At 63.4% G+C, this 26,332-nt stretch carries 27 protein-coding genes; 4 read left to right on the forward strand and 23 right to left on the reverse strand.

Annotated elements, in window-relative coordinates; genetic code table 11:
• Nucleotides 1-64: 64 nt before the first annotated feature.
• From J3P79_RS03200 to cbiE, 23 genes are all read right to left on the reverse strand, one after another.
• Nucleotides 65-373 carry an urease subunit beta gene (locus tag J3P79_RS03200; protein WP_434608108.1) on the reverse strand — a complete coding sequence of 103 codons (309 nt, stop codon included), beginning with the start codon at nt 371-373 and terminating at the stop codon, nt 65-67.
• Complete coding sequence (locus J3P79_RS03205) at nt 370-903, reverse strand: GNAT family N-acetyltransferase (RefSeq protein WP_039593491.1); 534 nt, start codon at nt 901-903, stop codon at nt 370-372. Before J3P79_RS03205 ends, J3P79_RS03200 begins: the two co-directional genes overlap by 4 nt.
• Before the next feature lie 5 nt (nt 904-908).
• Nucleotides 909-1,442, reverse strand: coding sequence for a GNAT family N-acetyltransferase (locus J3P79_RS03210; protein ID WP_434608110.1), 534 nt, complete (start codon nt 1,440-1,442; stop codon nt 909-911).
• A 9-nt stretch (nt 1,443-1,451) separates the two neighbouring features.
• Nucleotides 1,452-1,754 carry an urease subunit gamma gene (locus tag J3P79_RS03215; protein WP_434608112.1) on the reverse strand — a complete coding sequence of 101 codons (303 nt, stop codon included), beginning with the start codon at nt 1,752-1,754 and terminating at the stop codon, nt 1,452-1,454.
• 154 nt (nt 1,755-1,908) lie between these two features.
• The gene (locus J3P79_RS03220) at nt 1,909-2,751 is read right to left on the reverse strand and encodes an urease accessory protein UreD (protein ID WP_434608114.1); all 843 of its coding nucleotides are present in this window, start codon (nt 2,749-2,751) and stop codon (nt 1,909-1,911) included.
• Between the two features lie 30 nt (nt 2,752-2,781).
• Nucleotides 2,782-3,480 carry an urea ABC transporter ATP-binding subunit UrtE gene (gene urtE, locus J3P79_RS03225; RefSeq protein ID WP_434608115.1) on the reverse strand — a complete coding sequence of 233 codons (699 nt, stop codon included), beginning with the start codon at nt 3,478-3,480 and terminating at the stop codon, nt 2,782-2,784.
• Nucleotides 3,481-3,615: 135 nt separating this feature from the next.
• The gene (gene urtD, locus J3P79_RS03230) at nt 3,616-4,476 is read right to left on the reverse strand and encodes an urea ABC transporter ATP-binding protein UrtD (protein WP_434608118.1); all 861 of its coding nucleotides are present in this window, start codon (nt 4,474-4,476) and stop codon (nt 3,616-3,618) included.
• Nucleotides 4,473-5,552: an urea ABC transporter permease subunit UrtC gene (urtC, locus tag J3P79_RS03235; protein WP_434608121.1), complete on the reverse strand. Its 1,080-nt coding sequence runs from the start codon at nt 5,550-5,552 to the stop codon at nt 4,473-4,475. Before urtC ends, urtD begins: the two co-directional genes overlap by 4 nt.
• Nucleotides 5,552-7,054, reverse strand: coding sequence for an urea ABC transporter permease subunit UrtB (gene urtB, locus J3P79_RS03240; protein WP_434608123.1), 1,503 nt, complete (start codon nt 7,052-7,054; stop codon nt 5,552-5,554). Before urtB ends, urtC begins: the two co-directional genes overlap by 1 nt.
• Nucleotides 7,055-7,215: 161 nt before the next feature.
• Nucleotides 7,216-8,481 (reverse strand): urea ABC transporter substrate-binding protein, encoded by a 1,266-nt coding sequence (urtA, locus tag J3P79_RS03245; RefSeq protein WP_039593498.1) that lies wholly within the window; start codon nt 8,479-8,481, stop codon nt 7,216-7,218.
• Between the two features lie 382 nt (nt 8,482-8,863).
• Entirely contained in the window at nt 8,864-9,874 is a 1,011-nt protein-coding gene (locus J3P79_RS03250) for a FecCD family ABC transporter permease (protein WP_434608127.1), read from the reverse strand.
• Entirely contained in the window at nt 9,871-10,818 is a 948-nt protein-coding gene (locus J3P79_RS03255; protein ID WP_434608129.1) for an ABC transporter substrate-binding protein, read from the reverse strand. Before J3P79_RS03255 ends, J3P79_RS03250 begins: the two co-directional genes overlap by 4 nt.
• On the reverse strand, nt 10,815-11,603 hold the full coding sequence (locus tag J3P79_RS03260; RefSeq protein WP_434608131.1) for an ABC transporter ATP-binding protein: 789 nt from the start codon (nt 11,601-11,603) through the stop codon (nt 10,815-10,817). Before J3P79_RS03260 ends, J3P79_RS03255 begins: the two co-directional genes overlap by 4 nt.
• Nucleotides 11,604-11,801: 198 nt before the next feature.
• On the reverse strand, nt 11,802-13,181 hold the full coding sequence (locus J3P79_RS03265) for a PepSY-associated TM helix domain-containing protein (protein ID WP_434608133.1): 1,380 nt from the start codon (nt 13,179-13,181) through the stop codon (nt 11,802-11,804).
• Nucleotides 13,182-13,273: 92 nt separating this feature from the next.
• Complete coding sequence (locus J3P79_RS03270; RefSeq protein ID WP_434608135.1) at nt 13,274-15,400, reverse strand: TonB-dependent copper receptor; 2,127 nt, start codon at nt 15,398-15,400, stop codon at nt 13,274-13,276.
• Nucleotides 15,401-15,482: 82 nt separating this feature from the next.
• Nucleotides 15,483-15,911, reverse strand: a complete 429-nt coding sequence (locus tag J3P79_RS03275; protein WP_434608136.1) for a DUF2946 domain-containing protein — start codon at nt 15,909-15,911, stop codon at nt 15,483-15,485.
• Nucleotides 15,912-15,925: 14 nt separating this feature from the next.
• The gene (locus tag J3P79_RS03280; protein ID WP_434608138.1) at nt 15,926-16,405 is read right to left on the reverse strand and encodes a copper chaperone PCu(A)C; all 480 of its coding nucleotides are present in this window, start codon (nt 16,403-16,405) and stop codon (nt 15,926-15,928) included.
• Between the two features lie 45 nt (nt 16,406-16,450).
• On the reverse strand, nt 16,451-16,849 hold the full coding sequence (locus tag J3P79_RS03285) for a DUF2946 domain-containing protein (RefSeq protein ID WP_434608139.1): 399 nt from the start codon (nt 16,847-16,849) through the stop codon (nt 16,451-16,453).
• 293 nt (nt 16,850-17,142) lie between these two features.
• A complete protein-coding gene (locus J3P79_RS03290; RefSeq protein ID WP_434608141.1) occupies nt 17,143-17,418 on the reverse strand; it encodes a DNA-binding protein in 276 nt (91 codons plus the stop codon).
• A gap of 87 nt (nt 17,419-17,505) precedes the next feature.
• Nucleotides 17,506-17,865: a DUF6124 family protein gene (locus J3P79_RS03295; RefSeq protein ID WP_434608144.1), complete on the reverse strand. Its 360-nt coding sequence runs from the start codon at nt 17,863-17,865 to the stop codon at nt 17,506-17,508.
• A gap of 359 nt (nt 17,866-18,224) precedes the next feature.
• Nucleotides 18,225-18,947, reverse strand: a complete 723-nt coding sequence (locus J3P79_RS03300) for a cobalt-precorrin-6A reductase (protein WP_434608145.1) — start codon at nt 18,945-18,947, stop codon at nt 18,225-18,227.
• Nucleotides 18,944-20,041 (reverse strand): cobalt-precorrin-5B (C(1))-methyltransferase, encoded by a 1,098-nt coding sequence (locus J3P79_RS03305; RefSeq protein WP_434608147.1) that lies wholly within the window; start codon nt 20,039-20,041, stop codon nt 18,944-18,946. Before J3P79_RS03305 ends, J3P79_RS03300 begins: the two co-directional genes overlap by 4 nt.
• Nucleotides 20,034-21,245: a precorrin-6y C5,15-methyltransferase (decarboxylating) subunit CbiE gene (gene cbiE / locus J3P79_RS03310; protein ID WP_434608149.1), complete on the reverse strand. Its 1,212-nt coding sequence runs from the start codon at nt 21,243-21,245 to the stop codon at nt 20,034-20,036. The genes J3P79_RS03305 and cbiE overlap by 8 nt, the downstream gene beginning before the upstream one ends.
• 339 nt (nt 21,246-21,584) lie before the next feature.
• Between cbiE and cobG the strand changes: the two genes are divergently transcribed.
• Genes cobG through cobJ form a run of 4 tightly spaced genes read left to right on the forward strand, consistent with a single transcriptional unit; the run spans nt 21,585 to nt 25,951 of the window.
• Nucleotides 21,585-22,904, forward strand: coding sequence for a precorrin-3B synthase (cobG, locus tag J3P79_RS03315; RefSeq protein ID WP_434608151.1), 1,320 nt, complete (start codon nt 21,585-21,587; stop codon nt 22,902-22,904).
• Nucleotides 22,897-23,523 carry a precorrin-8X methylmutase gene (locus J3P79_RS03320; protein WP_039593510.1) on the forward strand — a complete coding sequence of 209 codons (627 nt, stop codon included), beginning with the start codon at nt 22,897-22,899 and terminating at the stop codon, nt 23,521-23,523. The genes cobG and J3P79_RS03320 overlap by 8 nt, the downstream gene beginning before the upstream one ends.
• Nucleotides 23,523-24,254: a precorrin-2 C(20)-methyltransferase gene (locus J3P79_RS03325; RefSeq protein ID WP_434611332.1), complete on the forward strand. Its 732-nt coding sequence runs from the start codon at nt 23,523-23,525 to the stop codon at nt 24,252-24,254. Before J3P79_RS03320 ends, J3P79_RS03325 begins: the two co-directional genes overlap by 1 nt.
• The gene (gene cobJ, locus J3P79_RS03330; RefSeq protein WP_434608153.1) at nt 24,251-25,951 is read left to right on the forward strand and encodes a precorrin-3B C(17)-methyltransferase; all 1,701 of its coding nucleotides are present in this window, start codon (nt 24,251-24,253) and stop codon (nt 25,949-25,951) included. Before J3P79_RS03325 ends, cobJ begins: the two co-directional genes overlap by 4 nt.
• Nucleotides 25,952-26,332: the final 381 nt, after the last annotated feature.

Below are 26,332 nucleotides of genomic sequence, written 5' to 3' on the forward strand. Positions count from 1 at the left end.
TCGGCAGCTCCTACAGGGGCGCGTACATCTGTAGGAGCTGCCGAAGGCTGCGATCTTTTGATCTTTAATCCAGGTCGCCCATGATTCGTCCGGCGAACCCATAAACCCGCCGATGCCCGGCCAGTTCGACAAGCTCGACTTCCCGGCTCTGGCCCGGTTCGAAGCGCACCGCGGTGCCGGCCGGGATGTTCAGGCGCATGCCACGGCTTGCGGCGCGGTCGAAGGCCAGGGCGTCGTTGGTTTCGAAGAAGTGATAGTGCGAACCGACCTGGATCGGCCGGTCGCCGCTATTGGCGACGCTCAGCGTGAGGGTACGGCGGCCGACGTTGAGTTCGATGTCGCCCGGCTGGACCTGGTATTGGCCTGGAATCATTGCGGTTGCCCCAAAATCTTGTAGTAGATGGCGGTGGGTGTGTAGGTCCCGTCCGGGCTCTGGCAGTAGTCGGGCAGTTCACCGACGCGGGTATAACCCATGGCGCGGTAGAACGCCTCGGCCTCGGAACCGGCCTCGGTGTCGAGGTAGAGCAGGCCACGCTTGTGCTGGCGGGCGCCGAGCTCCAGGGCGCTCATCAATTGCTGGCCCAGGCCCCGGCGACGAGCTTCGCCGCGCACCAACAGCTTTTGCACCTCGGCGCGGTTGCGGCCGTTGGGCTTTTGGCACAAGGCGAGCTGGACGCTGGCCTGCACCTGCTCATCCTTGACCACCACCCACAGCAGCAGGTGACCCTGGTTGAGGCTGGTCTGGACCTCGTCGAAATAGGCCCGGGCCTGGACGGCGTCGAGATCGGCCATGAACCCCACGCTGGCGCCATACCCGACGGCGTCGAGCAACAGATCGATCAGGCCCTGGCGATAATGCGCAAAGCTTTCAGCGTGGACTCGACGCAACTGGGCGGCGTTCATCGGTATCACTCCTTGTCGACGGCGGGCGGTGGCGCCCCGGGATTGAGGACCAACTGCATGAAAGTCAGGTCCAGCCAGCGGCCGAACTTGGTGCCCACCTGCGGCATCTGCCCGGTGGTGACGAAACCGGCCCGCTCATGCAGGCGAATCGACGCCGCGTTGCCGCTCTCGATGGCGGCAACCATGACGTGTTTGCCGCAGACCCTGGCGCGCTCGATCAGGTCGGCCATCAGCAACGGGCCGAGGCCATGGCCGCGCTGGTCGGTGCGCACGTACACCGAATGCTCGACGGTGTGACGGAAGCCGTCGAACGGCCGCCAGTCGCCGAAGGAAGCGTAGCCGAGTACGTTGTCCTCGGCGTCGATGATCACCCGCACCGGGTAGCCCTGGTGTTGCCGGGCACTGAACCAGGCCTGGCGATTACCCAGGTCCACGGCGTGTTCGTTCCAGATCGCCGTGGTGTTGAGGACGGCGTCGTTGTAGATGTCGCGGATCGCCGGCAGGTCGGAGGGCTGGGCATCACGAATCTGAAAAGTCATTTCGCGGCCTCAGGCGATGGGCTGGTGGACGGTGACCAGTTTGGTGCCGTCGGGAAACGTCGCTTCGACCTGGATCTCCGGGATCATCTCCGAAATGCCTTCCATCACCTGTTCGCGGCTCAGCAACGTGGTGCCGAAATGCATCAGCTCGGCTACGGTCTGGCCGTCACGGGCGCCTTCGAGCAGCGCGGCGGAGATATAGGCCATGGCCTCCGGGTAGTTGAGTCTCAAGCCCCGGGCCAACCGCCGTTCGGCGACGAGGCCGGCGGTGAAGATCAGCAGCTTGTCTTTTTCGCGTGGGGTCAGGTCCATGTGCAATCCATAAGGGGGCAGATAATTTTTCCGCGGTAAACACCGATCCCTTGTGGGAGCGAGCTTGCTCGCGATGGCAATCGAACATTCAGCATAATGGTTGGCTGATACACCGCTACCGCGAGCAAGCTCGCTCCCACAGGTAAAAGCGAATTCAGGTACTCCAGATTCTCGGTGGCATGGCTTCTCTTCCAAGCAGAGCCGGGCGCAGGAGCCGCCACAACTCGATCAACCACCCCCGCGCCAGCAACGCCTCGTTCGCCAGGCAACGGGCCACGAGCAAACCGGGCAATTGGGTCAGGTCGCCGCGCACGGCATGGCCCAGGGATCGGCAGCGCTCCAGCAGCTCGCTGTCGATCTCGCCGGTCACCAGTAACGTGGCAAACACCGGATCACCGCCCAGCCCGATGGGCGAGTCCAGCAGTCCGTCGTTGCCAACGATGCGCTGGCGCTCATGCCACAGCAACTGGCCGTCGCGGCGAATGTCCAGCCGCGATTGAAAGTGCCCCAGGTCGAACCGCTCGCCGCTGGCCGGTCGGCCGAGGGCGACCATGTCCCAGTAGAACAACCGGGCATCGCCCTGCAGGTCGATGGTCGTGCTGAGTTCGGCCTGGGCAGCGCTGAAAACGATGGTTTCCTGGGGCAGCCATTCCAGAGTCGCGCCGGGGGCCACGCTCAGGGTCAGTTGTTGATACGCCGGGCCGGCGGCGCGGTACCACTTGGCCGCGCCGGGGCTGGTCAATTGTGCCCAGGCATCGGGGCCGACGTGGGCCGAAATGTCCAGCCGATCCCCGCCGGCAATCCCGCCGGGCGGGTGGACGATGATGTGTTGGCACACCTCGGGGCCTTCGGCATACAAGTGCTTTTGCACCCGCAACGGGCCTTTGTGCCGGCGTTGTACCGGGCGCGTGCAATCGCCGAAGCGGGCGTAGCCCAAGTCCAGCTCGGCGTGCCAGCTGGGGGTGAAAAGGGCGGATGGCGAAACAGGTAGATTCATGATTTTCTGATGATTGTCGGGACGCTAAGACTAGATCGTAACCAGGCCGCGCACACCCTCGGCTTCCATGTTTTCTCCGCGGCCCTGCTGCACGATTTCGCCCCGGGACATCACCAGGTACTGATCGGCCAGTTCGGCGGCGAAGTCGTAGAACTGCTCCACCAGCAAAATCGCCATGTCGCCGCGGGCGGCGAGTTTCTTGATCACCACGCCGATCTCCTTGATTACCGAAGGTTGGATGCCCTCGGTGGGCTCGTCGAGGATCAGCAGGCGCGGCCGACTGGCCAGGGCCCGGCCAATGGCGAGCTGCTGTTGCTGGCCGCCGGACAGGTCGCCGCCCCGGCGTTGTTTCATCTGCAGCAGCACCGGGAACAATTCGTAGATGAATGCCGGCACTTCCTTGGCTTCGGCGCCGGGGAAACGCGACAGGCCCATCAGCAGGTTTTCTTCCACCGTCAGCCGGCCGAAAATCTCCCGGCCCTGGGGCACATAGGCAATGCCGGCGTGCACCCGTTGGTGCGGCTTGAACGTGGTAATGGCCTTGCCTTCCCAATTCACCACGCCTTCCTTGGCCGGCAACAGGCCCATCAGGCATTTGAGCAGGGTGGTCTTGCCCACCCCGTTGCGACCCAGCAGGCACGTCACCTCGCCGACCTTCACGTCGAACGACAGGCCGCGCAGGATGTGGCTACCGCCGTAGTATTGGTGCAGCTTGTCGACTTGCAGCATGTTCCAGATTCTCCTCAAGTCCCTCGTGGGAGCGAGCTTGCTCGCGATAGCGGTGGGTCAGTTACATTGCATTCCAGCTGATCCACCGCTATCGCGAGCAAGCTCGCTCCCACATAAAAGCCAATTGCTTTCGCCTCAGCGACCGAGGTACACCTCGATCACCCGTTCATCGGCCTGCACCTGTTCCAGTGACCCTTCGGCCAGCACGCTGCCCTGATGCAGCACGGTGACGTGGTCGGCAATCGCGCCGACGAAGCCCATGTCGTGTTCCACCACCATCAGCGAATGTTTGCCTGCCAGGGATTTGAACAGCTCGGCGGTAAAGTCGGTCTCGGCGTCGGTCATGCCCGCCACCGGCTCGTCGAGCAGCAGCAGTTGCGGGTCCTGCACCAGCAGCATGCCGATCTCCAGGAACTGCTTCTGCCCGTGGGACAACAACCCGGCGGCGCGGTTGACCGAGGTGGTGAGACGGATCGTCTCGAGCACTTCGCTGATGCGGTCGTGTTGCTCGCCAGTGAGTTTCGCCCGCAGGCTGGCCCACACCGATTTGTCGGTCTTGAGCGCCAGCTCCAGGTTCTCGAACACGCTCAGGGCTTCGAACACTGTCGGCTTCTGGAACTTGCGCCCGATGCCGGCCTGGGCGATCTGCACTTCGCTCATGGTCGTCAGGTCGAGGGTCTCGCCGAACCAGGCCTTGCCGTGACTGGGGCGGGTCTTGCCGGTAATGACATCCATCAGCGTGGTCTTGCCCGCGCCGTTGGGGCCGATGATGCAGCGCAATTCGCCGACGCCGATGTACAGGTTCAGATCGTTCAAGGCCTTGAAGCCATCGAAACTGACGCTGATGTCCTCGAGGGTCAGTATCGTGCCGTGGCGGGTGTTCAGGCCAACGCCGGCGGCCTGGCCGAGGCCGATGGCGTCGCGGCTACTGCCTTCATCCTTATTGGGTTCAATGATCGGTTCGAGCATGAAATCCGCCGTCGGTGTGATTCTCATTGTTCGCCCCTTCTCTTCAGCAGCCCGATCACGCCCTTGGGCAGATACAGCGTCACGATGATGAACAACGCGCCGAGGAAAAACAGCCAATACTCAGGAAACGCCACGGTGAACCAGCTCTTCATGCCGTTCACCACACCCGCGCCCAGCAACGGCCCGATCAACGTGCCGCGCCCGCCCAGGGCCACCCACACGGCGGCCTCGATGGAGTTGGTCGGCGACATTTCGCTGGGGTTGATGATGCCCACCAGCGGCACGTACAACGCCCCGGCCAGGCCGCACAACATCGCGCTCAACACCCAGACGAACAGCTTGAAACCACGGGGATCGTAACCGCAGAACATCAGGCGGTTTTCCGCGTCGCGCAGGGCGGTCAGCACCCGGCCGAATTTACTGCGGGCCAGGCGCCAGCCGATGAACAGGCTCGCCACCAGCAGCAACACTGTGGCGAAAAACAACACCGCCCGGGTCCCCGGCTCGGTGATGCCAAAGCCCAGGATCGAACGGAAATTGGTGAAGCCGTTGTTGCCGCCAAACCCGGTCTCGTTGCGGAAAAACAGCAGCATCCCGGCGAAGGTCAGGGCTTGGGTCATGATCGAGAAATACACGCCCTTGATCCGCGAGCGGAAGGCGAAGAAACCGAACACCAAGGCCAGCAAACCCGGCGCCAGCACCACCAGGCACATCGCCCAGAGGAAACTGTCGGTGCCGGCCCAATACCAGGGCAGCTCGGTCCACGACAGGAACGTCATGAATGCCGGCAAGCCATCGCCGGCGGCCTGGCGCATCAGGTACATGCCCATGGCGTAGCCGCCCAAGGCGAAGAACAGGCCATGGCCCAGGGAAAGCAAACCGGCGTAGCCCCAGACCAGATCCAGCGCCAGGGCGACGATGGCGTAGCAGAGAATCTTGCCCACCAGGGTCAGGGTGTAGGCCGAAACGTGGAGCGGATTGTCCACCGCCAACAACGACAGCAACGGCAGGCTCAGCAGCACGACGAGGATCACCGCGCCGACGGCGAGGGTGACTTTGGGGCCGGCCTTTTGCGTGGCCGTGAGCATCAGGGGCTGGTTCATCAGTCGATTACCCGTCCTTTGAGCGCGAAGAGGCCTTGCGGACGCTTCTGGATGAACAGAATGATCAGCGCGAGGATCAGGATCTTGCCGAGCACGGCGCCGATCTGCGGTTCGAGGATCTTGTTGGCGATGCCCAGGCCGAACGCGGCGAACACGCTACCGGCCAACTGGCCGACGCCGCCGAGCACCACCACCAGGAACGAGTCGATGATGTAGCTCTGGCCCAGGTCCGGGCCGACGTTGCCGATCTGGCTCAGGGCCACGCCCCCGAGCCCGGCGATGCCCGAGCCGAGGCCGAAAGCGAGCATGTCCACGCGCCCGGTGGGCACGCCGCAGCAGGCGGCCATGTTGCGGTTCTGCGTTACGGCACGCACGTTCAGGCCCAGGCGCGTCTTGTTCAGCAGCAGCCAGGTCAACACCACCACGAACAGGGCGAAGGCGATGATCACGATGCGGTTGTATGGCAGCACCAGGTTTGGTAGCACTTGGATGCCGCCTGACAGCCAGGCCGGGTTGGCGACTTCGACGTTCTGCGCGCCGAACACCAGGCGCACCAGTTGGATCAGCATCAGGCTGATGCCCCAGGTGGCGAGCAGGGTTTCCAGCGGGCGTCCGTAGAGGTGGCGGATGACTGTGCGCTCCAAGGCCATGCCGATGGCGGCGGTGATGAAAAACGCCACTGGCAAAGCGATCAACGGATAGAACTCGATGGCGTTCGGGGCGAAGCGCTGGAACAGCATCTGCACCACGTAGGTGGAATAGGCGCCCAACATGAGCATCTCGCCGTGAGCCATGTTGATCACCCCCAGCAAGCCGAAGGTGATCGCCAGGCCGAGGGCGGCGAGCAGCAGGATCGAGCCCAGGGACATGCCGCTGAACGCCTGGCCCAGCAGCTCGCCCACCAGGAGTTTGCGCTTGACCTGGCCGAGGCTGGTTTCGGCGGCGGTGCGCACGGCGGCATCGGTTTCGACGCCGGGTTCGAGTAAACCTTCGAGGCGGGTGCGGGCCAGTGGATCGCCGGTTTCCCCCAGCAGCCGGACGGCGGCCAGGCGCACGCTCGGGTTGGCGTCCACCAGTTGCAGGTTCGCCAGGGCCAGGCTCAGGGCGGCGTGTACGTCTTCGTCCTGCTCGCCGGCCAATTGTCGATCGAGGAACGCCAGTTGCGCCAGGCGGGCGCTTTTTTGCAATTGCTGTGCGGCGGCCAAGCGTACGCGGGCGTCGACAGCGAGTAATTGGTGACTGGCGAGCGCGGTTTCGATCAGCCCTCGCAAGCGGTTGTTCAGGCGCAGGGTCTTGGGTTGGCCATCGACGGTCAACTGGCCTTGTTGCAAGGCGTTGATCAGTTCGACGCGCCCAGGCTCTGGCTGCGCGGCCCAGGCTTCCAAAAGCTTGGCCTGCTGGGTCGGGTTGGCGGCGACGAAGTCTTCGGCGTCGCCGGCGTGGGCCTCCAGTGGCAACAGCAGCACCAGGGCGAGGATGAGGCGGTAAAGGGCGGTGGGCATAGAGAGTCGCCTTGCGCGGACAATGTGGGAGCGAGCTTGCTCGCGATAGCGGTGGGTCAGTCACGTCAGTGGTGAATGTGAGTCCGCTATCGCGAGCAAGCTCGCTCCCACAGGGATTTGTGTCGCACCCAAGCGTCATGCTCGGGCCGACACCCATGGGCTCAGTTGCTCTTCACCGCATAGTCAGGCTTCTTGTCGTTGCCTTCGATGAACGGGCTCCACGGTTGCGCGCGAATCGGCCCTTCGGTCTGCCAGACCACGTTGAACTGCCCGTCGGCCTGGATCTCGCCGATCATCACTGGCTTGTGCAGGTGATGGTTGGTCTTGTCCATGGTCAGGGTGTAGCCCGACGGTGCGGCGAAGGTCTGGCCGGCCAGGGCTTCGCGGACTTTGTCGACGTCGGTGGACTTGGCTTTCTCCACCGCTTGCGCCCACATGTGGATGCCGACGTAAGTGGCTTCCATCGGATCGTTGGTCACCGCTTTGTCGGCGCCTGGCAGGTTCTTGGCCTTGGCGTAGGCTTTCCAGGAATCGACGAATTTCTTGTTCGCCGGGTTATCCACGGACTCGAAGTAGTTCCACGCTGCCAAGTTGCCCACCAGGGGTTTGGTGTCGATGCCGCGCAGTTCTTCTTCGCCCACCGAGAACGCCACGACCGGTACGTCGGTGGCCTTCAGGCCCTGGTTCGCCAGTTCTTTGTAGAACGGCACGTTGGAGTCGCCGTTGACGGTGGAGATGACGGCGGTCTTGCCGCCAGCCGAGAATTTCTTGATGTTGGCCACGATGGTCTGGTAATCGCTGTGGCCGAACGGGGTGTAGACCTCTTCGATGTCCTTGTCCGCCACGCCTTTGGAGTGCAGGAACGAACGCAGGATCTTGTTGGTGGTGCGCGGGTAGACGTAGTCGGTGCCCAGCAGGAAATAACGCTTGGCGCTGCCGCCTTCTTCGCTCATCAGGTATTCCACCGCCGGAATCGCTTGCTGGTTTGGCGCCGCGCCGGTGTAGAACACGTTCGGCGACATCTCTTCGCCTTCGTATTGCACCGGATAGAACAGCAGACCGTTGAGTTCTTCGAACACTGGCAACACGGATTTACGCGACACCGACGTCCAGCAGCCGAACACCACGGCGACCTTGTCCTGGGTCAGCAACTGCCGGCCCTTTTCGGCGAACAGCGGCCAGTTCGACGCCGGATCCACGACCACCGCTTCAAGCTTCTTGCCGTTCACACCGCCCTTGGCGTTGATCTCGTCGATGGTCATCAACGCCATGTCCTTGAGGGACGTCTCGGAAATCGCCATGGTGCCGGACAGCGAATGCAGGATGCCGACCTTGATGGTCTCGGCGGCCTGGACGGTCCAGGCCATGCCCATCGCGGCAATGCTTGCCGAGAGTGTAAAAGCCTTGATCAAGCTACGACGCTTCATTGTGCGATCTCCATGGACTTATGAGTTTTTTGGGTGGCAGATGCAAACGCTGAAGGCGCTTTTGCAAGGGGTGTGCCCGGTCGGGGGAAGGCGTTGAAATGCGGGGTTGGCGTGGGACGCCTGGGAGCGGATGCACCATGAGCGAACGCGTTGCGGGGGCTGGTGCGAGGAGGTGCGCCACATTGGGGCGCGAGATTGAAGATAATCCGTTGGAGTCAGATTTAACTGTGGCGAGGGGATTTATCCCCGTTGGGCTGCGCAGCAGCCCCAAGAGCGGAGCATGCAGTTCTCAAGCAATTGCAGCGTCAGGTTTTAGGACTGCTTCGCAGTCCAGCGGGGATAAATCCCCTCGCCACAGGGGGAATCTGGTAATTGATCAATATCAGCGACGGCGCATCAGGCCAATGAAAAACAGTCCGCCGATGGCGGCTGTCGCAACCCCAATCGGCAAGTCCTCCGGAGCGATCAGCGTCCGGGCCGCCACGTCCACCCATACCAGGAACAGGCTGCCGAGCAGCACGCAGGCCGGCAGCAACCGACGATGCTCGGCGCCCACCAGGCGCCGGGCAATGTGCGGCACCATCAGCCCGACAAAACCAATCGAGCCGCTGATGGACACCAGCACGCCGGTCATCAAGGACGCGATGAGGAAAATCCACAACCGCACCTTCGCCGCGTTAAGGCCCAGGGTCACGGCGGTCTGCTCGCCCGCCATCAGCGCGTTCAGCGGCCGGGCCATGCCCAGCAGCAACACCAGCCCCATCCCCACACTGGCGGCCGGCACGGCCAGCAGTTCCCAGCGCGCCAGGCCCAGGCCGCCGAGCATCCAGAACATCACCGCCGAACTGGCGCGATGATCGCCTAGGAACAACAACAGGTTGGCCGCCGCCATCATCACGAAGGACACCGCCACGCCGCACAACAACAGCCGATCGCTCTCCAGTCGGCCTTGGCGGGCGGCAATGGCCAATACCAGCAACATGCTCAGCAATGCGCCGATGAAGGCAGCGAGGGGTAGCGTCAAGAGCCCAATGACTTCACCGACATGCAACACCACGATGACCGCCCCCAGGGTCGCGCCGGAGGTGACGCCCAGCAGGTGCGGGTCGGCCAGCGGGTTGCGCGTGACCGCTTGCAGCACCGCGCCGATCAACGCCAGCCCTGCGCCAACCAGGGCGCCGAGCAACAGTCGCGGGACGCGGATCAGCCAGATGATATGTTCCTGGCCGGGCGTCCAATGCACCTCGCCGACACCGAAGGCCTTGTTCAGCAGCAGGTCCCAGACCACGGCCACCGGTACCCGCGCCGGCCCGAAGCCCAGTGACACCACGCATGACACCAGCAGCAGCGCGCCGAGGAACATCAGCAGGATGGCGTAGCGACGGTCGTTCATTGGCCGTGGAAACCCCGCGCCAGGGTTTGCACCGCCAACACGTTATCGATGCCCGGGGTGGCTTGCACGTAGGGGATCACGATGAAACGCCGCTGCTTGATCGCGTCGACTGACTGCAGGGCCGGGTTGTCCAGCAAGAATTGCTGCTTCTGCTCGGCGCTGACTTCACCGTAATCGACGATCACGATCACCTGCGGGTTGCGCTCGACCACGTTCTCCCAGTTCACCCGGGTCCAACTGGTTTCCACATCATCGAGAATGTTCCGTCCACCAGCCGCGTCGATCAAGGCCTGGGGCATGCCCAGGCGGCCGGAGGTCATGGCCCGGTCTTCGCCGCTGTCATACAGGAACACACGGGGTCGCTCGGTTGGCAGTTGCTTGCGTACATCGGCCACTTGGGCCTGCATCGTGGCGATCAGTGCATTGGCGCGATCCTGTACGTCGAAGATTTTTCCAAGGTTGCGCAGGTCGTTGTAGGTGTCCTCCAGCGAAGCCGCCGGACGCTTCATCACGAACGCGCAGGACTCGGTCAACTCGTAGACATTGATGCCCAGCGGTTGCAGGGTCTGCGGCGTCAGGTCGCCGCCCACCCGCATGCCGTAGTCCCAGCCGGCGAAGAAGAAATCGACGTTGGCATCGAGCAGGGTTTCCACCGAAGGGTATTTGGCGGCCAGTTCCGGCAGTCCGTCGAGAATCTTCGCCATCTCGGGTGTCACCGATTTCCAGCCGCTGATGCCGCTGTAGCCGACCATACGCGGCTTGAGACCCAGGGCGAGCATCATCTGCGTCATGTTGATGTCATGGCTGACCGCATGGCGAGGGGCCTCGTTGAACACCACCGAACGGTTGCAGCTCTGGATCGTCAATGGGTAGTGGGTGGCATCCGCCAGGGCATGGGCGCTGCCCAGCAGCAGGGGCAGCAACAGCAGGAGACGCAAGGTCATGGTTGGGTTATCCAGGTGATTCGTGGGTAGCCGGACAGCGGATGCTCGTCCACCACAGCTTCGACGCCGAAGACCTCGCGCAACAGTTCGGCGGTGAGGACATCCCTGGGCGTGCCGCTGGCGACAATGCGCCCGTGTTCGATCACGTACAGGCGGTCGCAGAAGGCGGCGGCCAGGTTCAGGTCGTGGAGGCTGGCGAGGGTGCCGATGCCCAGGCCCTTGATCAGTTGCAGCAGTTGCAATTGATAGCGCGGGTCGAGGTGGTTGGTCGGTTCGTCGAGGATCAGCAACTGCGGCTGCTGGGCCAGGGCCCGGGCGAGGATCACCCGTTGTTTTTCTCCACCCGACAGCGTGGCGAAGGCGTGATCGCCAAAGCCATCGAGTCCTGCCGATGCCAATGCCTGTAGTACCAGTCGGCGGTCTTCATGATTGTCGCTGTCGAACAGCCCCTTGTGGGGTGTTCGACCCATGGCGACCACCTCTTCCACCGTCAGGCCGAAGGCGTCGGGAAATTCTTGCAGCACCACCGCGATGCGCTGGGCGCACCAACGCGAGGACTGTTTCCAGAGGTTGTAATGTTCGAGTTTTACCTCGCCCTGTTCCGGTCGGCTGAAGCGATAGGCGCAGCGCAGCAGGCTGGTCTTGCCGCTGCCGTTGGGCCCGATCAAGCCGACAAACTCCCCGGCTGCCACCTGCAACGAAGCATCACGCAGTTGGAACTGGTGATGACAATGGCCATGGCCCAGGGGCGTCCAGGCGAGATGGGAGAGGGTTAGCGAGGTCATGCGTTTACTCGATTCATGGTGGCGCGCGCATCCCCTGTGGGAGCGAGCTTGCTCGCGATAGCGGTGGTTCAGCCTGCATCGTTGTTGAACGTACTGCCGCCATCGCGAGCAAGCTCGCTCCCACAGGGGCTGTATTCACAATTGGAAGGCGGGCGCGATTGTAGAGGTTTCGCGCCGCTTTCCGTTAACGCACTGTCTTCAGCTTGAAGATGAAGCGGCTTCAGGCTGGCGATTCAAGCGGGTAACAAGCCGATCCAGCGCCCACACCACCACCAGCGAAGCCCCCACCAGCGGGAACACCACCGCCAGGGCCAGCATGATCAACACGCCAGTCTTCCACGTCGGCAGGTCGTGACGCAGCGGCGGCACGCCGAACTTGCCCTGGGGACGGCGCTTCCACCAGATCACCAAACCACTCATTGCACTGAGCAGGATCATCAGGCAAACCAGCAGCACGAGGATCTGGTTCACTGGGCCGAACATCTTGCCTTCGTGCAGCATCACGCCGGTTTCGGTGGCGCGGGCCACAACGCTGTAGTGCTCCCAGCGCACATCGGCCAGGACCTTGCCGGTGTACTGATCCACATGCAGGGTCGCGTCGTTGCGCGGGTCATCGGCGAACACGGCGATGGTGAACACACCCGAGGCGGTCGTTGGGAACGTGATGCTGTAACCGGGCTCGACCTGGCGCTCGGTGGCGATATCCTGTACCGCTTGCAAGCTGACGGTCGGGGCGGCGGGACCTTCATGCATGCCGCCGTGGGCCATGTGCTCGGCATGATCGCCGGACATCGGCATAGGCGTATTTTCCATGGCCCACGGTACGGTCTGGCGGTGGGCGTTGTTGAGGCTGCCGGCCTCGACGTCGGACTTGGGCACGTCGTTCCACATCGCCGCCGGGAAGCGGTTCCAGAGGTCCGCGTATTGCTTGCCCCAGAAGCCGGTCCAGGTCATGCCACTGAGCAGCATTACCAGCAGGAACGCCGCGCCCCAGAAACCGACGACGACGTGCAGGTCGCGCCAGAACACCCGACCGCGCGCGCTCCAGCGCGGCCACAGCACGCCGGCCGACGATTGCCCGCGCGGCCACCACAGGTACAGGCCGGAGACCACCAGCACCACGCCCCAGCCGGCGGCCATTTCCACCAGTCGGTCGCCCACCGTGCCGATCATTAACTCGCCATGGATCGCCCGGGCCATGGCTTGCAGGTTGTCTTTCGCATCCTGTTCGCCGAGGACGTCGCCGTGGTACGGGTCGATGAACACGTTCAGTTCCCGGCCCTTGTCGATCACCACGAATTGCGCGCTGCGCTCGGCGTTGATCGGTGGCAGATACTGTTTGACCTGGCCTTCGGGATAGGCTTGGCGAACCTGCTTGAGCAGGTCGTCCGCCGCCAGGGCGTGATGACTGGGCGGCACGTTCAGTAAGTCGCCGTACATCAGTGGATCGAGTTGCGGCTTGAACAGGTAAATGATGCCGGTCAGGGCCAGCATCACCATGAACGGCGCCACGAACAGCCCGGCATAAAAATGCCAGCGCCAGGCCAGGTTGTAGAAATTGGGTTTCGGTTGGCTCATCAGAAAACGCTCCGCAGGGCAAATTGGCTTGTTATGTTTTGGCGTTTTTGATCGTTCCCACGCAGAGCGTGGGACGATCATCAAGTCAGTTGTCAGAAACTCATATCCACCTTCGTCCAGAGCGTGCGCCCCGGTTCGTTGATGGCTTGTGGGTCGCTTGCCGGATAGCCGAAGCCGGCGTTGCCAGCCAGGTTCAAGTGCTCGGCGTAGGCTTTGCCGAACAGGTTGTCGACGCCGCTGCTGACCTTCCAGTGCTGGTTGATGCGATAGGCACCGTTGAGCGAGAACACCCCGAACCCCGAGCTTTTGCCGTAGTCCTTGCCGACCACGTTGCCCTTGTTTTCATCGACCCGGTGCTGCGCCGCCACCACTCGCCACAAGGCGCCGGCGCTCCAGCGGTCTTCGCTGTAGGTCAGGCCCAGGCGGGCGTCCAGCGGCGGCATCTGGGCCAGGGCGCTGCCGTCGCTGCTGTTCTTGCCCCAGGCGTAGGCCAGGGTCGCATCGGCTTTCCAGCGTTGGGTGAGTTTGTAGGCCGCGCCCAGCTCACCGCCCATGATCCGCGCATCGATGTTCTCGGCCCGGGAGGTGGTGCCCATCATGCCGGGGGTGTAATCGAACAGGATGTAGTCGCGGACTTGCCCGACATAACCCGACGCCCAGGCTTCGAGGGTGTCGGTCTTGTACTGCAGGCCGAAGTCGAGCTGGGTGGTTTTCTCCGGCTTGATCGCGTCGAAGGCATTCAGCGAGCCGCTGGGGCCGGCCTTCGGCGAGAACAGCTCCCAGTAGTCCGGGAAGCGTTGCGCGTGACCGACGCCGGCATAGAGGGTGGTGGGACTGTCGTCCAGATCGTGCTCATAGCGGACGAAACCGCTGGGCAGGGTGTCGGCACGGGTGTCATCGGCGGTGGGGTTGGGGCGGGCCGACATGCCGGAACCGATGCTCTGGCGATAGTCCTTGGCCGAAGCACGGTCGAGCCGGGCGCCGGTGATGACCCTGTCGCGGTCGGCGGCGTACCAGGTCAGTTCGCCGAAAACGCCGTAATTGTGGAAGTCGGCGTCCTTGGTGTACGGCAGGCCCTTATAGGTATCCACGCCCATGCTGCTGCGTTGGCGATGCTCGTTGGTCTGGGCGTCGAGGCCGCTGATCAATTGCACATCGGCCCAGTGCCAGGTGGCCTTGATGCGGGCGCCGAGGGTGCGGCGGTCGACATTGGAGGCCATGGGCCCGGCCATCATCCCGGTGCCGGACGGCGTGCGCAGCGTGTAGTTGTCCATCACGTGGTCGGCGTAGTTGTAGTAGACCTGGGCCTCGACCTTATCCAGCACCTCGCCGATGTTCGAGCGTTCGAAACGCAGCCCGAGGCTTTCGCGCTTGAACTGCGAACCGTCCATGCCGCGCCCGGCATAGCGCGCTTCACCGTCACCCTTGCCGGCCGTCAGCTCCAGCAGGGTATCGGCGTCCGGGGTCCAACCGAGGGTGACGTCGCCATTCCATTTGTCATAGCGCGACGGCACGGTGTCGTTATTGCCGTCGCGGTAGTCGTCCGAATGGGCGGTGTTGCCGATTACTCGCACATAGCCCAAAGGCCCACCGGCGGCGGCATCCAGGACCTTGTCGAAACGGCCGTTGGAGCCGGCCAGCACACTGGCATTAACCCGGGTGCCCAGCTCGCCGAACTGTTCCGGCTCGCGCTCGAACAGCACGGTCCCAGCCGAGGCGCCGGGGCCCCAGAGTACGGTTTGCGGGCCTTTGATGACGGTGAGCTTGTCGTAGGTTTCCGGCGAAATGTAGGACGTCGGAGCGTCCATCCGGCCCGGGCAGGCGCCCAGCAACATGCTGCCGTTGGTGAGGATGTTCAGCCGCGAGCCGAACATGCCGCGCAACACCGGATCGCCATTGGTGCCGCCGTTGCGCACCAGGGCGAAGCCGGGGATGGTCTTGAGATAGTCGCCGCCATCGCTGGCCGGCACCGGTTGGCGTGGGTCCTTGGGATTGGTGACGACGGTCAGGGGTGAGCTGGGAGCGATGGCGGTGATGACCGTCGGGCTCAGTTCTTCGATCTGATGGTCGTGATGCTCGTACTCATCAGCCAGCGTGAGCGGGGTAAGCAGCAGGCCGCACAGTGCGGCGATGGTTTGGCGCGAACGAACCCGTGGCTCGTTCAGGGGGCAGCGAACCTGGGCAGAGCCCAAAGCGATGCCAGCAGAAAACCTGGACATGTTGATTCCATCGAACAGACGTAAACGACACAGTCGGCAGCCTGGGGCTGTCTTTTTGCGACCGGGTGAGTAAGTGTCGGGGCTACGCGACGATGGGCGGTGCGCGGGTGCGGGCACCTGGAAAGAGCGCGGGCCGGGCATGACCCAGGCGTGGGGAAGGGCTGGTGTAGGTGTTGGTATGGGGTGTGTCGAAGGCGGCGAACGTATGGCCGCCCGGTAGCGCGGGGCAATTGAACAACAGGCTGCAATAACCGCACTTTTCCCACAGCGCATGGTGCTCGCTCCGGGGCGGGCAATGTTCGGCTGCCGACGCTTCGTGCGCCGTCATGTCCATGCCCATCTCCATGTTCATGCTCATAGGCATGGACATGCGTTGATCCATCGGCATCGACTGGGAAACCAGCGGACCGATGAAGATCATCAGCATGGCGAACAGGCTGATCCAGCTACCGCGGGTCAGGCTCATGGGCTGACGACGGCGGGTGGGCAGGCTGGCGCGACGAGGTTGCATGGGGCGGCGACGTCTTATTGTTCGTGCTTATGCGTCTGGGTGCCGTCCGGTGCCTTTTTCTGCACCGCGACATCCACCGTGACATCCCCGGCCTTCTCAAAGTGCAGGGTCATGGGGAAACGCTTGCCGTCGCTGAGCAGGCTGCGGTCCTTCAGGTCCAGCAACATGACGTGATACGCCATCGGTGCAAAGGTGACGGTCGCACCGGGGGCGATGGCCACGATGGGCACTGGTTGCATTTTCATCAAGTCGTTTTGCATGACGTGCTCATGGAGCTCGGCCTTGCCGGCGATGGGCGAGTCGACGCTGAGCAGTTTGTCCCCGGCCTTGCCGCTGTTGTGGATCACGAAATACGCGGCCACGGTCGGCGCGTTGGGCGGCAACTCCTGGGACCATGGATGGGCGATCTCAAGCTCGCCCGCTTTGTATTGGTGAGCTTGGGCGACACCGATGGGAAGCAGCAGGACGGCCAGCAGGATAAGTCTGTTCAACATGGCATTTCTCCGGAACGATTCAGGACGCAGGTGTGTGCGGAAGAATCAGGCCAGAGGCGAGGCGCGGGGATTGAGGCTGGGCCATTGCTGGCGCGGGGTGGGGCTGTCGAACTGTGAATGGACGGTATTGCGATGGGCCCGTTGTGCATCCAGATACAACTGCGGGACGTGCCCGGCGAGCGCCACCAACGGCGCCGGACCTGAGCAGCACCAGCAATGCTGCATCGTCGAATGATTGTCCTGTTGCGGCGTGCCCTGTTCGAACTTGCCCAGGGAAATCGCCACCATTTTCGTGCCGCTGGAGGAGCAGAAACTGCCCCACAGCACTTGCTCGGCTGGCGAATTGGCGGTCGCGCCAGCGCTGTTGGAAAGCGGCATGGCAAGCATGTTGAACAGCACTGCGAAGCAGGCGATCCAGGCAAATGCAAGCCGTTGTCGGGACATGGGGCAATCCGCTCGGTTGGGCGATCAGGTGGCGGTATTTAGCCTGATCGGGGGGCAGAAGTAAAAAGGCCACGTGCGGTGTAGGGTCGCAGGGCTGGGGTTAACAGTAGCAACAGATCTTCGAGTGAGTGCTTTTGTGGCGAGGGAGCTTGCTCCCGCTGGGCCGGGCTGGCGCTCCAGCGCGAAGCGGCCCTAAAACCGGACATTGCAGTGTTTCAGGAACATAGCGTTCATTTCCTTGGGGCCGCTGCGCAGCCCAGCGGGAGCAAGCTCCCTCGCCACGGCATTATTGATCATTTGATATCCAGTCGTTCCCGATCTGCGCCGGTATAAGCCTGTGCTATATCGTTTGCCCGGGCGATATCGTTGAGGGCCGCTCGAATCAAGACGCCGTCACCCTTATCTTCTTCCAGGCAAGCATTCAGATAAGCCAACTTTTCCTCTGCCGTTTGGAGATAGCTGGCAGCATCGAAACCTGTGAAGGCTTCATCCCGCAGAATTCGGGCGAACGCTGGATCGCTTTTGGCGCGTTCCGCAATCGTATGTTTGTAGTTTCGTGTAAGGGCCATTTATTCACCTGTGGGACCAGAGAACATGCGTGGTTTTTGTGGCGAGGGTTTGATCAATCGCTTTGATCAAACCCAAGGCCCTGTCGCTTATCTCGGATCGACCACATCCAGCGCCCGATTTGCCAACAACTGGCTCAACTCAATCATCTGCTGGACCCCTTGCGCGATATGTCGCCGCGAGCCCTCCAGATCGAATGCGAGGTCACTGACCATGGCATTGGCCGAGGCCAGGGTTTCGCTGAGGTTGGCGAGCAGGCATTCGGCGTCGATGTTAGGTGCGATGACGAAAAGGGTATCTAGCCTGTCGGATGGTTCTTTGTCGGCTGACGGCTTGAGGTAATAGTCCAAGTCGCGGGTGGCCGCATCGTCGAGTTTTTTGGCGTTGGCCGACTGGCAACGGGATGTGTGGTCGTCTGGGGTTGGGGGATTCGGTGTGTTCTTGAACATTGCTGGAAACTCCATGTTATGGAGCCGCAACCGTTTCGCGACTAAACGAAGGGCGGCGGCTGTGCGCAGGTTAGTCGACCGGGGAGTCCAGCATTACCGGCGCGCCCGAAGGCGCCCTGCGCACAACCACCATCAAGTGCAGGGATGAAATACCTGACTGACGAAGCTTGTGAACCCGCTGAAAACCTCGGGCGACTAAACCCGATCACTGAAGGGCAGTGACGGGAATCAAGTTACCGAGGGCCTCCAAGGCGCACAAGCCGGCGGATTCTGGCGTAGTTGTAGGCAGTGACGCAAGGTGATGTAGCCTGCTGACGTAGTTCCGACAGGACAGGCTTGTAGGACGGTGCAGATTTCTGTCAGACCAACTGCCGCAGCCCCTGCAACACCTCATCCACCGTACCCAACTCCCGATCTACCCCCGCCAGCACCGGCCGCTTCAACACCAACACCGGCACCCCGCGCTCCCGCGCCACCTCCAGCTTCGGCTCAGTCGCCGTGCTGCCGCTGTTTTTGCTCACCAGCACATCGATCCGCCGCCGTTCGAACAGCTCACGCTCGCCCTCGATGTGAAACGGCCCACGGACGCCAATCACTTCGCAGCGCTCATTGCCGGGATAAGCGTCCAGGGCTCGCAAGGTCCAGAATTGCTCTGGCGGAATTTCATCCAGATGTTGCAGCGGCTCGCGCCCGAGGGTGAACAGGGGGCGGTGGAAGGGTTGCAGGGCCTGGATCAGCTCGCTCCAGTCGGCCACTTCGCGCCAGTCATCGCCGGCCCGGGGCTGCCATGCCGGACGGCGCAGCGCCCAGCAGGGGATGCCACAGGCGCGGGCCGCGTGGGCGGCGTTGTGGCTGATTTGCGCGGCGTAGGGGTGGGTCGCGTCCAGCAGCAGGCCGATGCCCTCGGCGCGGATGAAGTGCGCCAGTCCTTCGGCACCACCGTAGCCGCCGACGCGTACCTGGCAGGTCAGGTCGGTGGGGATGCGGCCGATGCCGGCCAGGCTGTAGATGTGCTGAGGACCGAGCGTGCGAGCGATGGCCAGGGCTTCGGTGATGCCACCGAGCAGCAGGATGCGTTTCATTTGAAAACTCCGGCGTGGCCGACGATACCGCCCTGGCGGTCGATGGCGAAGACTTCGACCTGGACCTGGGCCGGCACTACGCTGCGGGCGAAGGCCAGCGCGTGTTCGCACACCGCGTCACCGAGGGCGATGCCGGCGGCGCTGGCCATCGCCAGGGCTTGCTGGCTGGTGTTGGCTTCTCGGATGCCTTGCTGCAAAAACTCATCGGCACCGATGGCGGCTGCCCATTCGGCCAGTTGCGGCAGGTCGATGCTTGAGTGGCGGCTGTGCAGGTCCATGTGGCCGGCGGCGAGTTTGCTGATCTTGCCGAAGCCGCCGCAAAGGCTGAGTTTTTCCACCGGCACCTTGCGCACATGCTTGAGTACGGCGCCGACGAAGTCGCCCATTTCGATCAGGGCGATTTCCGGCAGGTTGTACACGCGGCGCATGGTGTCTTCGCTGGCATTGCCGGTGCAGGCGGCGATGTGCAGGTAGCCGTTGGTCTTCGCCACGTCGATGCCTTGGTGGATCGAGGCAATGTAGGCCGCGCAGGAAAACGGCCGGACGATGCCGCTGGTGCCGAGGATCGACAGGCCGCCGAGGATGCCCAGTCGCGGGTTCATCGTCTTCAGCGCCAGGGCTTCGCCGCCCTCGACGTTCACCGTGACTTCAAAACCGCCGGCGTAACCGCTTTCCTCGGCCAACCGGGCGAGGTGATCGTTGATCATCTGGCGTGGCACCGGGTTGATCGCCGGCTCACCGACACCAACAAGCCAGCCCGGTCGCGTCACCGTACCCACGCCCCGGCCAGCGACGAAGCGCACGCCGGGCGCGGTGATCAAGCGCACCTGGGAAAACAGCAGGGCGCCGTGGGTTACGTCCGGGTCATCGCCGGCGTCCTTGATCGTTCCGGCCTCGGCGCCTTGGTCGGTCAGGCGGCAGAACTCCAGGCGCATCTGCACCTGCTTGCCCTTGGGCAGGATGATTTCCACGGCGTCGGCTTCGGTGCCGCGCAGCAGCAGGCGGGCAGCCGCCAGGCTGGTGGCGGTGGCGCAACTGCCGGTGGTCAGGCCGCTGCGCAGGGGCGCGGGTTGTTCGGCGGTTTCGTCACGCATCGAGAGGCTTCGTCAGGTCCAGCAAGGTAATCGGCAAGGCCTGGCGCCAAGTGTCGAATTCGCCCAGCGGTTGGGCCTGGGCAATGTGGATGCGGGTCAGCTCACCGCCGTGACGTTCGCGCCAGTGCATGAGCGTCATTTCGCTTTGCAGGGTCACGGCGTTGGCGACCAATCGGCCGCCGGGTTTGAGTTGGGCCCAGCACGTGTCGAGCACGCCTTCACGAGTGACGCCGCCACCGATGAACACTGCGTCCGGCCGTTCGAGGTTTTCCAACGCCTGCGGGGCGCTGCCGCGAACCAATTGCAGGCCCGGCACGCCGAGGATGTCGCGGTTGCGTTCGATCAAGCCTTGGCGGCCTTCGTCGGCTTCGATCGCCAGCGCCCGGCAACTGGGGTGGGCGCGCATCCATTCGATGCCGATGGAGCCGCTGCCGGCGCCCACATCCCACAACAATTCGCCGGGTGTCGGGGCGAGGCGGGCGAGGGTGATGGCGCGTACGTCGCGTTTGGTCAACTGACCGTCATGCTCGAACGCGGTATCGGGCAAGCCGGCCAGGCGTGACAGGAGGCGTGTCGACGGTTCGCCCCGGCACTCGATGGCGATCAGGTTCAGGTCGGCGATCGTTTCATCGGACCATAGTGTCGCCGTGCTTTCGATCCTTCGTTCCGCCGCACCGCCCAGATGCTCCAGGACGGTCATGAGGCTGGGGCCGAAGCCGCGCTCGCGCAGCAATGTCGCCACGGCGGCAGGGCTGTGGCGATCATTGCTCAGCAACAACAGCCTGACGCCTGTGGATAAATGCACATTGAGCGCCGCCAGGGGGCGCGCCACCAGCGACAGCGTGACCACGTCCTGCAAGGGCCAGCCCATGCGCGCGGCGGCCAGGGAACAGGATGATGGTGCCGGGATGACCAGCATTTGATCGCCGGGTATTTGCCTGGCCAGGCTCGCGCCGACGCCATAGAACATCGGATCGCCGCTGGCCAGTACACAGACCGGTTCGTCTTGCCGGGCCAGCAGCGGCTCCAGGGAGAATGGGCTGGGCCACAGCTCCCGCTCTGCACGGATGCACAGGGGCAACAGCTCCAACTGGCGAGTGCTGCCCAAAATCCGTGACGCCCGCAGCAAGGCATGGCGAGCCGTTCGGCCCAGGCCCTTGAAGCCGTCTTCACCGATGCCCACTACGGTCAGCCAGGGGGTCATCTCTGTTCCTCGAATGGATGGGGTTGATCGGCGCACAGCTTGCGTCCGCGAACCGGGTCGCCATCATACCGCGCCCCGGCGGATCAGACAGACCGCTGTCGCGAGCAATCTCCCACAGCGACTTGGGGTTGGGCGCAGAACGTGTGAACACTCCGCTCAAAACTGGGGGAGCAAGCCTGCTCGCGATGGCGGCGATACAGACAACATCATTGGATCAGGCAGCCCGTGTTCTTGAGCAATCTCACCTCAATCCGACCAGCAAGCTTTTCATGACCCCCGGCAAAGCAGGCATAATGACGGCCCTCGCCGTCGTGGCGTTTCTCATCTGCCGGTTCTGCCTTGAACGAACATCCATCCTCCAACGTCATCCGCCCCTCCGGTTGCCCGGGTTTGCTGCGTGTCGTCCAGGCGCTGGACGGGGGGATCTGTCGGATCAAGCTCGATGGCGGTTCCATCCAGGCGGACCAGGCCGAAGCCGTGGCCTTCGTGGCCGAGCGGTTCGCCGGCGGGGTTATCGAGGCGACCAACCGGGCCAACCTGCAGATCCGAGGGATCGGTCCCGGCCACGAGGCCCTGATCGGGCCCTTGCTGGCCGCCGGGCTTGGCCCGCGCAACCCGGCCGGGGATGACGTGCGCAACCTGATGCTCAGCCCCACGGCCGGGATCGACCGGCAGATGCTGTTCGACACGCGCCCGTTGGCCGAGCAGGTCCTTGTCACCCTGCAAACCCACGCGCGTTTCCATGAGCTATCGGCCAAGTTCGCCGTGCAACTGGACGGTGGAGAGGCGCTGGCCATGCTCGAACATCATCATGACCTGTGGCTGTCGGCCCTGGTCTGTGACGGCAAGCCTTGGCTCGCCTTCGGCTTGACCGGCGTCCCTCTGGATAAGCCGGCGGGCAAGGTGCCCCTGGCCCAAGGACATGCCTTGGTGGTGGCGGTGCTGGAACTGTTCCTCGACCTGGCCCGCCCGGATCAGATCCGCATGCGTGATTTGCTGGCTGAAATCCCCGCGGATGAATTCATTACCCGCCTGGCTCGCCGCGTCCCCCTGCAACCTTGCCTGGATTGGCAGCGAGAAGGGCGCATCGATGGACTGCACCTTGGCGTCCATCCCCAACACAATGACCGCGTCTTCGTCGGTGCGGCGGCTCCTCTTGGCCGGCTCGATGCCGGAATGCTAAGGGACGCTGCGCAGTTGGCACGGGAGAAGGGCGACGGCAGCCTCCGTTTCACGCCCTGGCAAAGCCTGTTGCTGCCCAACGTGCGCCGCGAATATGCCGATGAAGTGCTGGCGCGGCTTGAGGCACTGGGGTTTTTAGGTTCGAGCGATCAGCCCCTGGCGCAACTCATCGCTTGCACCGGCTCCAGTGGCTGCGCCAAGGCCATGGCCGATACCAAGGCCGACGCCCGCCGGTTGGCCGAGCGCCTGCAACGCCGAGGCCAGGCGCTAGAGATCCATTTTTCCGGTTGCCCGCGATCCTGCGCGGCGGCCCATATCGCGCCTGCCACCTTGCTGGCGGTCGCCCCCGGTCGTTATGACCTTTATTTTCGCGATGCCACGCTGCCGGGTTTCGGCGCGTTGCAGGCACACAATCTGACTATCGAAGCGCTCGACCACTGGCTCGACGCTCACCCCCGGAGCCCCCTTGATGCTTGATTACATCCGCGACGGTCAGGAGATCTATCGCAACTCCTTCGCGATCATCCGCGCCGAGGCCAACCTGGCGCGCATTCCGGCCGATCTGGAAAAACTCGCGGTGCGGGTGATCCACGCCTGCGGTATGGTCGAGGCGGTCGATGGCCTGCAGTTTTCCGAGGGCGCGGGCACGGCCGGGCGCCAGGCGTTGGCCGCCGGCGCACCGATCCTGTGCGACGCGCGGATGGTCTCCGAAGGCGTGACCCGGGCCCGCCTGCCGGCCAACAATCCAGTGATCTGTACCCTGCGCGATGAACGCGTCCCGGCGTTGGCCGAAGAGCTGGGCAACACCCGTTCGGCGGCGGCGCTGGAGCTGTGGCGACCGCATCTGGAGGGCAGCGTCGTGGTCATCGGCAACGCGCCGACCGCGCTGTTCTACCTGCTGGAAATGCTCGATGCCGGCGCGCCGAAACCGGCCCTGATCCTCGGCTTCCCGGTGGGCTTTGTCGGCGCCGCCGAATCCAAGGCAGCACTGGCGGCCAACAGCCGTGGCGTACCGTTCGTGATCATGCAAGGTCGCCTGGGCGGTAGCGCCATGGCCGCCGCGGCCGTCAACGCCCTCGCTACGGAGATTGAATGATGCAGCAGCCTGGACGTCTGATCGGCCTCGGCGTGGGCCCTGGTGACCCGGAACTGATTACGGTCAAGGCCCTGCGCCTGCTGCGCGAATCGCCCGTGGTGGCGTACTTCGTCGCCAAGGGCAAGAAGGGCAACGCCTTCGGCATCATCGAAGCCCATCTGCAGGATGCGCAGACGTTGCTGCCACTGGTCTACCCGGTCACTACCGAAGTGCTGCCGGCGCCATTGTCCTATGAGCAAGTGATCGCCGATTTCTACGACACCGCCGCCGAGCAGTTGGCCGTGCACTTGGACGCAGGGCGCGACGTGGCGGTGATCTGCGAGGGCGATCCGTTCTTCTACGGCTCCTACATGTACCTGCACGACCGCTTGGCCGAGCGTTACATCGCCGAAGTCATCCCTGGCGTGTGCTCGATGCTCGGTGGTGCCTCGGTGCTCGGTGCGCCACTGGTCTATCGCAACCAGAGCTTGTCGGTGCTCTCCGGTGTCTTGCCCCACGACGATCTCAAGCGCCGCCTGGCCGACGCCGACGCCGCCGTCATCATGAAGCTGGGACGCAACTTCCCCAAGGTTCGCCAAGTGCTCCAGGAGCTGGGCATGGACGGGCGAGCGTTGTATGTGGAGCGAGCCACCATGGCCAACCAGAAAATCGTGCCGTTGGATGAAGTCGAGCCGATGTCCTCGCCGTATTTCTCGCTGATCATCGTCCCTGGCGAGCGGTGGCAGGGATGACGTCAAAGGCTCCGGCAATTGTCATCCTCGGTCAGGGCAGCCTGGCGACGGCCCGGCGAATCCAGCAGCGTTATCCCGAGGCTTTGATTTACGGGTTGGCCGTTCGGGTCGAGGGCTGTGATCGTCAATACACCGAGTTCGGCGCAACACTTCGCCAGCTCTACCAGCAAGATTCGCCGATCATCGCCCTGTGCGCGGCCGGCATCGTCATCCGCACCTTGGCGCCGTTGTTGCTGGAGAAGGGCGTCGAGCCGCCGGTGCTCGCGGTGGCAGAGGATGGCAGCGCCGTGGTGCCGTTGCTGGGCGGCCTGGGCGGGGTGAATGTCATGGCGCGGGAGATTGCGACAGCGCTGCAAGTCGCCCCGGCGATCACCACCAGCGGCGAATTGCGTTTCGGCACGTGCCTGCTCAATCCGCCAAGCGGCTACCGCCTCGGTGACCTGGAGCAGGGCAAGCGCTTCGTCTCTGACCTGCTGGCCGGTGAACCGGTGCGCATCGAAGGCACGGCGCCGTGGCTGGACCAGGCGCAGTTGCCAGAGGATGCGCAGGCGCGGTTGGCGATTCGTATCGACAGTGCCGCCGGCGCGCCGGCGGCGGACGAGTTGCGGATCTATCCGCGCAACGTCGTGATTGCAGTGAGTGCCGGTACGACGGATGTCTCCACGGTCATTGCCCAAGCGCTGGCCCAGGCTGATCTCGCGGAGCATTCGCTGGCCTGTCTGTTGGCGGCGGACAGCGACATGGCGCGTGCGCAATTGCAGCAAGCCGCTTCGGCCTTGGGCGTGCCGCTGCGATTCGCGGAACCCGGCGGCAGTGCTGTGCAGTGGTTGGGCGATGCCTTGGGGTCGTCGGCATCGATTCGGACCGTGGGCAGTATTGCCATTGCCGTTGCTGCGCATCCCCTCGATCCGCAACGGATCGGCCGCGCACGTGGGCGTCTGGCGGTAATCGGCCTGGGCCCTGGCGCCGCTGAGCTGATGGTGCCGGCCGTGCGCGCCGAACTTGACCGCGCGAACGACGTGCTGGGGTATGAGACCTATGTGCGCATGGCCGGCCCTTTCCGTGCCGACCAGGTGCAGCACTGCACCGATAATCGTGAAGAGATGCAGCGCGCCCGGCATGCCTTTGAGCTGGCGGCCCAAGGGCGGTCGGTGGTGGTGGTGTCTTCGGGCGATCCTGGCGTTTTCGCCATGGCGGCGGCGGTGCTCGAAGCGCTGCATGAGTCCAGCGATCCGGCCTGGCACCAGGTGGACCTGGAGATCCTGCCGGGCGTATCCGCTTCCCTCGCCACGGCCGCCCAGGCCGGCGCGCCGCTGGGGCATGACTTCTGCGTGATGTCGCTGTCGGACAACCTCAAGCCCTGGTCGATCATCGAGAAGCGCCTGGATCTCGCGGCGCAAGCCGACCTTGCCCTGGCGTTCTACAATCCGATCTCGCGTTCTCGTCCATGGCAGTTGGGGCGGGCGCTGGAGATCGTCGCGCAACATCGCACACCGGACACTCCTGTCGTCCTGGGGCGTGACATTGGCCGGCCCGGCCAGACCTTGCGCGTCACGGCACTGGGGCAATTGACCCCGGATCAGGTGGACATGCGCACATTGGTAATCGTGGGCTCCTCCACGACCTGTGTGTTCCCCCGCGCCGAGGGTGGCAACTGGGTGTACACACCGCGCTGGTATGGTGAAAAACCGCTCTGACAGATTCAGGGGGTATTTTTCTTACCGTTGTTTTCTGAACTAACGCATAAAGCCCCGTTCAATCAATTGAACGGGGCTTTATGCGTTAGTTACGGGTTTTGGTTTGTTGCTTGCCGACGTGGCGAGGCGTTGTTTGTAATATCTAAACTTGTTTTATTTGGAAAATCATTGGGCGCCTTGGTTTTGTTGTGGTGTTTTATCTGGATGAAGTATGTTGGCCTCGATTGATATTGTTCTGATTGCGAATGGGTCAGTTTAAAAGCTCACTTCGTTGAGTGGTTTTTTCCAATTTTTATTTTTGTTTTTAATTGCTGGTGTGTCTGCCGACGCTCATGGTGTCGGTTGTGTGCACTTGCTTGTTTGCAATAAAGGGATGTGTTG

This window comes from Pseudomonas sp. R1-7 (genome assembly GCF_051132105.1).
Lineage (GTDB): Bacteria > Pseudomonadota > Gammaproteobacteria > Pseudomonadales > Pseudomonadaceae > Aquipseudomonas.